This window comes from Edaphobacter aggregans DSM 19364 (assembly GCF_000745965.1).
Lineage (GTDB): Bacteria > Acidobacteriota > Terriglobia > Terriglobales > Acidobacteriaceae > Edaphobacter > Edaphobacter aggregans.
Genome location: NZ_JQKI01000176.1, coordinates 1 through 9,538 on the forward strand (window position 1 = coordinate 1; position 9,538 = coordinate 9,538).

The 9,538-nt window shown below is 52.8% G+C and carries 10 protein-coding genes and 1 pseudogene; 9 read left to right on the forward strand and 2 right to left on the reverse strand.

From position 1 onward, the window contains the following. The 9 genes and pseudogenes from Q363_RS28255 to Q363_RS28285 form a co-directional block, all read left to right on the forward strand. Positions 1–261, forward strand: a pseudogene (locus Q363_RS28255) (hypothetical protein); the annotation flags it as partial. A gap of 59 nt (positions 262–320) precedes the next feature. Beyond that, complete coding sequence (locus Q363_RS28260) at positions 321–1,886, forward strand: FUSC family protein (RefSeq protein WP_051979456.1); 1,566 nt, start codon at positions 321–323, stop codon at positions 1,884–1,886. A 431-nt stretch (positions 1,887–2,317) separates the two neighbouring features. After that, the gene (locus tag Q363_RS28265; RefSeq protein WP_035357332.1) at positions 2,318–3,040 is read left to right on the forward strand and encodes a hypothetical protein; all 723 of its coding nucleotides are present in this window, start codon (positions 2,318–2,320) and stop codon (positions 3,038–3,040) included. A gap of 315 nt (positions 3,041–3,355) precedes the next feature. Beyond that, positions 3,356–3,820: a sugar phosphate nucleotidyltransferase gene (locus Q363_RS47020; protein WP_084080864.1), complete on the forward strand. Its 465-nt coding sequence runs from the start codon at positions 3,356–3,358 to the stop codon at positions 3,818–3,820. 72 nt (positions 3,821–3,892) lie between these two features. Continuing rightward, positions 3,893–4,249 (forward strand): hypothetical protein, encoded by a 357-nt coding sequence (locus Q363_RS28270; protein ID WP_169747167.1) that lies wholly within the window; start codon positions 3,893–3,895, stop codon positions 4,247–4,249. A 116-nt stretch (positions 4,250–4,365) separates the two neighbouring features. Continuing rightward, the gene (locus tag Q363_RS47025) at positions 4,366–4,509 is read left to right on the forward strand and encodes a universal stress protein (RefSeq protein WP_169747168.1); all 144 of its coding nucleotides are present in this window, start codon (positions 4,366–4,368) and stop codon (positions 4,507–4,509) included. 1,046 nt (positions 4,510–5,555) lie between these two features. Then, a complete protein-coding gene (locus Q363_RS28275; protein ID WP_035357338.1) occupies positions 5,556–6,392 on the forward strand; it encodes an alpha/beta fold hydrolase in 837 nt (278 codons plus the stop codon). Between the two features lie 73 nt (positions 6,393–6,465). After that, positions 6,466–7,077, forward strand: coding sequence for a hypothetical protein (locus Q363_RS28280; protein ID WP_211256403.1), 612 nt, complete (start codon positions 6,466–6,468; stop codon positions 7,075–7,077). 197 nt (positions 7,078–7,274) lie between these two features. Beyond that, entirely contained in the window at positions 7,275–7,892 is a 618-nt protein-coding gene (locus Q363_RS28285; RefSeq protein WP_084080867.1) for an RNA polymerase sigma factor, read from the forward strand. Positions 7,893–8,849: 957 nt separating this feature from the next. Here Q363_RS28285 and Q363_RS28290 read toward each other — a convergent pair. Together Q363_RS28290 and Q363_RS28295 are read right to left on the reverse strand one after the other, a co-directional pair. Beyond that, positions 8,850–9,155 carry a hypothetical protein gene (locus Q363_RS28290; protein ID WP_035357339.1) on the reverse strand — a complete coding sequence of 102 codons (306 nt, stop codon included), beginning with the start codon at positions 9,153–9,155 and terminating at the stop codon, positions 8,850–8,852. A gap of 61 nt (positions 9,156–9,216) precedes the next feature. Then, the gene (locus Q363_RS28295; protein WP_035357342.1) at positions 9,217–9,441 is read right to left on the reverse strand and encodes a transposase domain-containing protein; all 225 of its coding nucleotides are present in this window, start codon (positions 9,439–9,441) and stop codon (positions 9,217–9,219) included. Positions 9,442–9,538 lie beyond the last annotated feature (97 nt).

Consider the following 9,538-nt stretch of genomic DNA (forward strand, 5'->3'; position numbering starts at 1 on the left):
GGCGGATGGCTGTGGGAGCGCTTTACTGTCCACTACACCCCAAAGCATGGAAGCTGGCTCAACCAGGCGGAGATCGAGATTGGCCTCTTTAGCCGCCAATGCCTCGGAAAACGCAGGATCGGGGATATCGTCACCCTCCGCCGCCAAGCCAAAGCCTGGAATCGCAGTGCAAACCGCCACAAGATCACCATCAAGTGGAAGTTCACAAGGAAGCTGGCACGCCTGAAACTGAACTACTCATTCAAGCGGTCACAGTACTAGTAAAGAATTCGCTTCGCCTGGTAGCCGCGTTTGCAATCGCTGCAGTCTGTGGCGTTGCCGTGGAGTACATCTTTGGTGCGCGCTCCCCGACTGATCGCCTGGAAGACCAGTTCCGCATTCGCTATCAGGCTTTGGAGGAGATGTTCAGTCTGTTCGCACAGGAGGAGGTCAGTCCCAAACAACGGGTCGATGCCGCCGTCCGTGTGTCACGCCTTGCGGCTGCGGGGCATGCAGGAATGATGGATCTATATAACCAGATCGTGGACCGCAATCTTGACACTGGCTACCTTCCCATTGGAACGCGCTTGCAAATCACGATGCTAGCGGAACTAATGGATGATTCCGCAGCCTTTGGCTTGCAGAGCGACACCCGCGCCGATCCCGAACTTCTCGAGCGTTGTGCGCGCATCGCTGAACAATGTGGCCGCCTGGTTCCTGCAGCCATCCCGCAATCGGAGAAGCGTCTGGAGCCCGGCCCGCAGACAACGAATACCTTGCTCGATCGTGTGGAAAGTACCATTCACTCCATCCTGGTGATGCCCGTCGATCTGGGCGCTGCGAAGAACAAGGAGTTGGCTGTGTTGCCCTCCAGAAATGTCCCCTTTCTGATTCCGGGTGCGATTCGAGATAAGGATAATATCGCCTTCGCTCTCAAGATCAGCCTCTGCGCCACGGTCTGTTACATCGTGTACAACGCGATCGACTGGCCGGGAATATCGACATCGGTCACTACAGTGATGGTTACAGGACTGAGCACTACAGCTGCAATGAAGCAGCGGCTCACTCTTCGCATACTGGGCTCGCTCCTGGGCGGCCTGATCCTCGGTCTCGGAACCGTCGCATTTCTCTTTCCTTACATGGACTCGATTACCTCTCTCATCGTCCTGGTAGGTGCCATCGCTTTTGTCGCATCATGGATCTCCGGAGGATCACGGTTCAACTACTTGGGTCTTCAGGTGGCATTCGCCTTTTACCTCGTGGCGCTTTTGGACTTTAGTGCGTCCACGGAGTTGGCGCCAGCTCGAGATCGATTCATCGGAATAATCTTTGCTCTTGTAGTTATGTGGTTCGTATTCGATCAAATCTGGCCAGTACGCACGGTGACCGCCATGCGTCGAGTATTAGCGGCCGGCCTCAGAAGCGGGGCTGGTTTCTTTCTGCTAATTGACGATGTCAACCAGCGCAATCTGCTTCTGCGAGAAACAGATTGCCTGCGCGACCGGCTCGCAAAGATTGTCTCCAACCTCCGAACCTTGAGTGAAGCCGTCGAATACGAATTCGGTGTCGATCGTGATCAACACCTTCGTTCAAGTGAATTGATCCTTCAGATCTCCATCACGTCTGCAGCACTGATCTGGAATCAGGTCGCAGTTCTGCGCGATCAAGAAGGGATAGACGTTTCTTCCGAACCCGGTCTTGTGGAGATGCGCCGAAAACTGGCAGACCACATGAACGTCATGGCCGAGGCTATAGGCCGGAAGACCGGCTTTCCTCCAGTATCTTCAGCCGGCCTTGCCAGCCCGTCGTTGTTGAATAGCGAGCACAATGGCGAATACACCCGGAACACGATCGCACGCTACGAAGACCTACAAAATCTGGCCTCAGCCCTCAGCCGGGAGGCATAGGCCACAATGGGCTTTCTTTCTCTGAAGGGCAACGCGAATTATCGCTGTGACCCGTCGGAATTACTAGGTCGATTCGGTTTCGGAGAAGATCCCACGGCACGATCAAATTGAGAGCACGTCTGGCCGATCATCGAGGCAGGATCAAGGAGCAGAGGCACAAACGCACGTAAGCGAACATGCCAACGGGCCGCAGCCAGCTAACTGCCACCTCGAAGCTGCTCAGGCCATTTACGAGTAGATGGAAACACGACCCCCACGAATTCCACGAAAACCACGATGACGAATCAGCGTACATCGATGCCTTTTCAAGCATTTGCGAATGGCATTCCGCTTGCATTAGTAAATGTACATTATGGTTGTGAATTACGCTTCAGCTTGGAGGCGATACCAATGACCTCAGGATCAAACGGCTGGTCAGCGGGGAGAACGCCATGAGTGAGCTTCTTGATTTGGTTTTACGAGCACACGGCGGTCTGGATCGCTGGAACAAATTCAACAAGGTCAGCGCAAAATTTGTGGCCGGAGGCGGATTGCTGCCCATGAAGGGACTTGAGGCCGACCCGAAACCTCTCGAAGGAACGGTCACGATTCATGAGCAAAGTACAGTCATCCGACCTTTTGGGCAACCCGATTGGCGAATGGTATTTACGCCCAACTGTGTCTCGATCGAAACGACCGCGGGTGTTGTCGTACAGGAGCGCTCGAACCCCAGAGCGGCGTTTGCTGGTCACACGATGAATACGCCCTGGGACCTACTTCATCGCGCATACTTCAACGGTTACGCACGGTGGACATACCTTACGACTCCATTCCTGATGGCAATGCCAGGCTTCGAGGTGACCGAGATTGCGCCGTGGCAAGAGGGTGCAGAGCAGTGGCGAGGTTTGCGCGCACGATTTCCGGACACAATCGCCAGCCACAGCAGAGAACAGGATTTCTACTTCGGCGATGATTTCCTCCTTCGCCGGCATGATTACCACTTGGAGATCGCTGGTGGAGTCCCCGTAGCGCAATACGTATATGACCTTGTCGAGGCGGACGGGTTCCGCTTTCCCACGAAGAGACGTGCATACATCCGCGGGCCACATCTGAAAGCAATTCGCGACCTTCTCCTGATCTCACTCGATCTGAGTGATTTCCAGGTCATGAACTAGCTCTTGGAAGGATAGAAGTCTATGACAGGAAGTAAACACTTAATAGCATTTTTGTCTTCGGCGAAATGCTTGTGGCCGCACCGACCACGCACGTCAAGGAGGGAAGCATTACCCCGAACAATCCTAATGGGCCACGAGAGATTATCAAAAGTCTCAGGGACAAAGTGGTGTTGGTAGTCAACGAGTTCTTTTCAGGAAAGAGGTGAAGCGGTGTCTTCCGATTTGACCGAAGCAAGCAGCAGAGTTCGGACTCCAGTTGAGGAGGCTTCAGTCGTCAGGTCTTCTGCCCAAAAATCACGACGCCGCTGGGCTGTAATGCTAGCAGGTGGCGACGGGACCCGTTTGCAAAGTTTGACGCTAAAAATCGCGGGTGACTCGAGGCCAAAGCAGTTTTGTTCCATCGTCGGTAGAGAAAGCCTTCTCGCCCAAACGCGAGCGCGCATCGAATCACTCATTCATGTTGATCGAGAGCTCTTCGTCGTGACACGTGCACACGAAAGTTACTATCGCGAGGAATTACGGGATGTGGACGACTCGCGCATCATCTCGCAACCCCTGAATCGCGGTACTGGTGTCGCGGCTGCCATAGCACTTCTTCATATACTGCAGCGTGACGCGGATGCGGTAGTGATCTTCGTCCGTGTGATCACTACTACTCCGACTCTGAGGCATGCGGCCGAGCCATCAGGACGGCTATATCTGGCGCCGAACAATATCCGGATTCGATCGTTCTTGTGGGTGCCAAGGCCCACTATCCGGAAGTCGAATACGGATGGATAGAACTCGGCTCGGCCGTTTCACATGTGCCAATTTCATTTGCTGCAGGTGAACCGGTTTTGGGAAAAGCCATCGTTGCTGCAGGCTCAAACACTTTTGCAACGCGGCTGCCTCTGGAACACTTTCGTGACCGTCGGACACGCCAGAGCCTTCCTCGATTTGGTCTGTTCACAGGTTCCGAACGTCGTTCCGTCTCTCACGAAGGCCATGGCAGAAAATGAACTGGACGTTGCGTACCGGCTAATGCCGGCCGTGGATTTTTCGCGCGAGGTTTTGGCTCCTCAGCCTCATCGATTGTTGGCTGTGCCCGATACGACATCGGGATGGGCTGATCTCGGCAGTCCCACTCGTGTGATGGATATCCTGACTCGTAACAAAATCCAACCAGCGTGGTTGCGCGACGGGCTCGGCTTCTCAAAACCTGCGGGATGACTTCCTCGCAGACCTGCACTGCGCTGCTCTTACCCAAATTTGGAGTGACGCCGTCGTTGCGACGAACTGGAAGGCCCACGAATACAAGGAACAGCAAGACCCGGTTAGAGGATGACATGTACAAGAATGTATTGATTGCCTTAAATGATTCACCGGCAGCCGAACGAGCCCTGCATCGCGCGATAGCTCTGGCCGAAATCGATAACGGAGATCTATTTGTAGTGTCAATAGATGAGGGACTACCTGTTTTGAGTCCATAGTCTGGGCGGTTTCAGACAACCTCGCCAAAATACTAGAAGAAGATCGAACAAATTTGTACCGACACCTTCTCGATAATGCGGAGAAGCAGGCACAGAGCCATTCCATTCATCTGCATTCGACCCTCGCGGAGGGTAAGCCGGTGAATAGCATTCTGGAAGCTGTTCAACAAGTGTCATCACCTATCGAGGCAAGCTCCTAGGGAAAATCATGAACCAGGGTTCCACATTCATCTCCGGCGACGTGTATACAAAACATCTACTACGGAACCTGCACAGAGAGTTGAAGTGAACTCTCATGAAAACAAAGCAATATGACAGAAGTAACCATTGAGGAAGTGAAGTCAGCTAGACCAGAATTCACGCTTGGCCGACCCACGCATCGGAAGCTGCTCCGGAGTTCGAAGAAGGAAAGGCAGCACTCTTCAGAGCGTAATGAGAGGTTCGCCTTCTGCAGGAATGCTGCTACCACCGTTATCCGTGGAGGAGAACGTGGAACCGGTTACTTCACAATTAACCAAATGCGCCGGTGGCGATCACACAGAACATCAGGGCTGCCGCAGGATAGAACTCGCCTCCGATGTATGGACAACCGCGGCTCCGATCCACTGCAGGGCCATCACATAAGGATGGACAGCTCTCGTCCCGGGTTGCGCGGCTCGTACTTGCACTTGAATTCTCGGATGGGCGTTGAGGCTGTTTCATAGTGCGGACAGCCTATCAATCGGTACAACAAGTATGGGAATGAAACAGCAATTTGCCCTTGTGTCCGCAAGGCCGATTCCTCTGTTAGATCCGCCTACCCCTGATGGAAACACGATTTCCGCGAAAACCCCGCTAACGAGTTAATTTGCTTCGACGTATTTTCAATCGTTTACGAATGGCGTTCGACTTGCCTTTGCTAGATCGCAGAAATAAAGGAGTAGATGAAAGTGGGAAATTTGCGATTGGCGCCCATGAAAGGCTGGACCGCTAGAGCGCAAACGGGTTCCGAAGCGGACGGGATCGAATAACTCTCAATCAAGAAACAGAAGAAAGGGACAGTAGAGATGACGACTATATCGCTCGAAACCGCACCCAATGAATTCATCGAAGCAACTGGTATCAAATTCGCCTATCGACGACTAGGGCCGCGCGAAGGAATGCCGCTGATCCTTTTACAACACTTCACAGGGACGATGGACTCTTGGGATCCCGCGGTCGTGAACGGTCTAGCAGCATCCCGCCCGGTGATCGTCTTTGACAATAGTGGCGTTGGGCAATCGAGCGGTAAGACCCCCGATAATGTCGCTCAAATGGTGGCAGATGCAGAACAATTCATCGCTGCCCTTGGATTTGCCAAAGTTGATCTACTCGGATATTCACTGGGAGGATTCATTGCACAGAGCGTGGCCGCCAAGAAATCCGGCCTTGTGCGAAAACTCATCCTAGTTGGCACCGCTCCCCAGGGAGGGGAGGAGCATCTGCTCAAGGTGCTGAAGCAGGCATTTTCGCATAAGGACGCACCCGATACCCGCTTACCCCTCTTCTTTACTTCCTCCGCGGCCAGCCAAGCTGCAGGCCGTGCCTTCCTAGAGCGCGCGAGCGTGCGAACCGTGGATCGAGATCCGGAGAGCAGCAAGGCCGTCAGCGATCCGCAGGCCAAAGCACTGATTGATTGGTGCGCATCCAAAGATCCTGAAAACGCCATTCTTAATGCCATCGACCAACCTGTGCTGGTGGTGAGCGGGAGTGACGATACCATGCTTCCCGAAGGGAATGCCTACTTCATGTTCAAGCATCTGAAGAACGCACAACTGATCTTATATCCCGACTCCGGACATGGTGCGTTGTTCCAGTATTCAACGCTATTTGTCGATCACGTTCTGCTTTTTCTGAACAACTAAACAGCGGATGAACCGCAAACAACGCGCTTGAACTGATGAAGTTCTCCAGTATCACCCAAAGGAGACCGAAAACGTGAATTCACTTGCCGAACTTGCTATCGATGCCCATGGAGGCTTGGATCGCTGGAAACGATTCGAAAAAGTGTCGGCACATCTCGTGCAAGGTGGTGTGCTGTGGCCGGTCAAGGGCCAAACGGGTACGCTGGACGAAACCAACGTTACGGTAGGCCTCCGCAGCGAATGGGCCTCGCATTCGCCGTTTGGAGTACCTAGTCGCAGATTCAGATTCGCACACGGCAGGGTAGCTATCGAGGCGGCAGATGGAACAGTTCTGGAGGAACTGCGGGAGCCTCGCGAATCTTTTGCAGGGCACACGCTTCAAACGCCGTGGACCTGCAGTTGGCGTACTTCGTTGGCTGCGCGATGTGGACATACCTTAACTTATTTCCGGTTAGCTTGGCCAGGTGTGGTGTGTGAAGAACTGTCGTCGTGGAATGAAAATGGCGAAAGCGATGTCGAAATCGCCGGAGGCAGACTCGGCGCACACTATATCGATGCCTATGTAGAGGTGTCCTGGATCAAGTTCCCGACGGTGCACCGCACATTCGCTCGCCAGGAAGATGCCAGCGTCAATCGAGAACCACTTGTTGTGTCGATCGATATTTCGAACATCCAGTCGAGCTAAGAGTGCGGAAAAGAACAAGAAGAGGCCTGACCGTCAGCAGATCTCTTCTGATGTATGTGGCGAATCCTTCGGAAGGTTTAGACGCTCCTAATTTGAAGATAAACCGAATTGTTAGTCGAGGAATGCGAAAACTACACACTTCAAATTACCCCTGACGTTTTGTTAATGAGTTTGAGCTGTTGAGAAAGGGGATCTTTATGGCGGAAGTGGATTCACAAAGGCAACAGGATGAGCTGCCCGCGAATGTTAAATTCGCTGCTCCTGCTCCAACTGATGACGTCCTCGTTGCGGCCGCCAAGTTAGGGGATCACCACGCCTTCGCGGAGCTATGGACGCGGCACTCGAAGATAGCATTCAACATGGCCTATCGGATCACGGGAAACCGAGACGATGCGGAAGACACGATCCAGGATGCGTGGATGAAAGTCTATGCGCATTTGAACACTTTCGATGGCAGGGCAAAATTCTCGACTTGGCTCACGCGAATCGCGATCAATTCGTCGCTTATGATACTTCGAAGGAAACGCTCTCACCCGGAGAGTTCTATGGAGATCACGGATGGTGATACCTGGCGGCCTTGGGAGATTGCAGATCAGACGAAGAACGTTGAAGAGCTTTATGCAAAGCACGAAAGAGTAGAGCGCTTAAGGCGAGCAATATGCTGTCTACAGCCCACTCTGCGAAATGTGGTTGAGATTCATCAATCCAATGATAGTTCGGTAAAGGAAGTTGCCGAGCTCGCCGGCATTTCTGTTGCCGCAACTAAGTCTCGTTTGTTACGCGCCAGAAAGATTTTGCGTGAAGCTTTGAAGTGAAAGAATCGCGTCGTAGGCGATGCTACAGAGTGACCTGCGGAGAAGGATAGGGAAGTGTCCATGAGACGAAGCCAGCCTGCATGTGGTTCATCCATCAGCCAACTCGCGAAGCCCCGCTGACACCCGATGTGGTTCCCAATTAGGTTGAAATCAATCGAGTATTCCCACCGGAACCGGTTGTCGGGCCAGCAAAATAAGACGGAGCAGGTACTTTATGCCGTGCAACGGGAGGAAAAGTTGGGCTGTTCCGCCACGGCCAGCCCACGGCCCACTTGTTGGATCACTGAAAAAGTTTGTGGCATTTTTGTGGCAAATAGCGCCGATTGTGCCGGTTTCGCCGACTCATCCGGCTAATAAACCCTTTACCGTCAATAAAAATGCCCGTAGAGTACCACCTTCACACGGTGGAAGTCGTAGGTTCGAATCCTGCTGTGCCCACCATCAAATCAATGAGTTACAGCGAATTACGAAGGAAAACGAGGGCACTAAAAAGGGCACTCCAAGAAGCTAACAGGTTTCCTGAGTATTGCAAGATGCGAAAAGGCTCCCATGTACTCGAAGTCAGACTCAGATCCGCGAGACATGATGCCATCTTGGCAGTCTTCTAATTGGAAGAAGAGGCAAAGTTTGAAAGTCATCGAAAGCAGGGAACTAGGATGTGAAGATTCCGATATGGGATCTGCTCCTCCACGGCCAGGATCGGGAACAGAACTTCGTCAAATTCTTCGTCAAATTGTGCGCCGCAGGAACTCCAAATACTCCTGTGCGTTCCTCTCTGCTCCATTGAAAACACATGTGCTCCGGCCTTCATGAACCGCCTGTTAACCGAAGGGTTGTAGGTTCGAGTCCTACCTCAGGAGCCATCTCTTTTCAATAACTTACATAACTCACATAAAAGCGTTAGTAATGGGTCACAAAACCGCTATGGGGAAAATCTGTAGGTCTCACCTGACAGTGCTAGATTTCGTCCGATTCTGGGACACGTCGCGCTAAGAAAATCCCTACACAGCGTACTCCGGGAAATCTTTCCTGGATCACCCGTTTGGTCGCCTTGAAATGCGCACCTGTGGTCAATACGTCATCGAAGATCCACACCTCAGAAGGTTCGGGCGCGGTTAGCTCTTCGTCGATCTCATAAGATTCAACAAGCTCTTCCGGAGTCGCCCGATCGGTGGCGGAATGAGAAGGCTCCAAACTTTCGGTTTGGAGCACAAGTTCTCGAATATCCAAATCAAGATTCGAGTAGACGCCAAGCTTTACCAAAAGATCTAAGACTCTGCTGTCATACAGCGTGAGCGCTACGTGAAGGCCAGGAGCTCAAGCGCTATATGTTTTTGAGAGGTTCAATCAGCCTCTGCTTCCACTGGTCAGGTAGCCAGGCGTGCAGTTGGCTGATGGTAGTGGAGGGCAGGTTGATGAGCAGCTGCGTGAGATAGAGCTGCGGATCGATCTGGTGCCTGCGGCAGGAACTGGTCAGGCTGGCGAGGATCGCCGCAGTTCGTCCACCGCGCGGATTGCCCACGAAGAGCGAGTTCTTGCGATTATGCAAATCTCGTCATAATCGAAATTGGACTAAACCGCTTCGCGGTATTTAGCACGACCTTTCTATCGCCCAACTCAGGGCATGTTGGGTCGGTAGTAGTTCC

Bases quoted from the DNA above. Each gene is read 5' to 3' on its own strand.
- Q363_RS28265 (WP_035357332.1), top strand. From the start codon at position 2,318: ATGAGTGAGCTTCTTGATTTGGTTTTACGAGCACACGGCGGTCTGGAT.
- Q363_RS47020 (WP_084080864.1), top strand. From the start codon at position 3,356: ATGCTAGCAGGTGGCGACGGGACCCGTTTGCAAAGTTTGACGCTAAAA.
- Q363_RS47025 (WP_169747168.1), top strand. From the start codon at position 4,366: ATGTACAAGAATGTATTGATTGCCTTAAATGATTCACCGGCAGCCGAA.
- Q363_RS28275 (WP_035357338.1), top strand. From the start codon at position 5,556: ATGACGACTATATCGCTCGAAACCGCACCCAATGAATTCATCGAAGCA.
- Q363_RS28285 (WP_084080867.1), top strand. From the start codon at position 7,275: ATGGCGGAAGTGGATTCACAAAGGCAACAGGATGAGCTGCCCGCGAAT.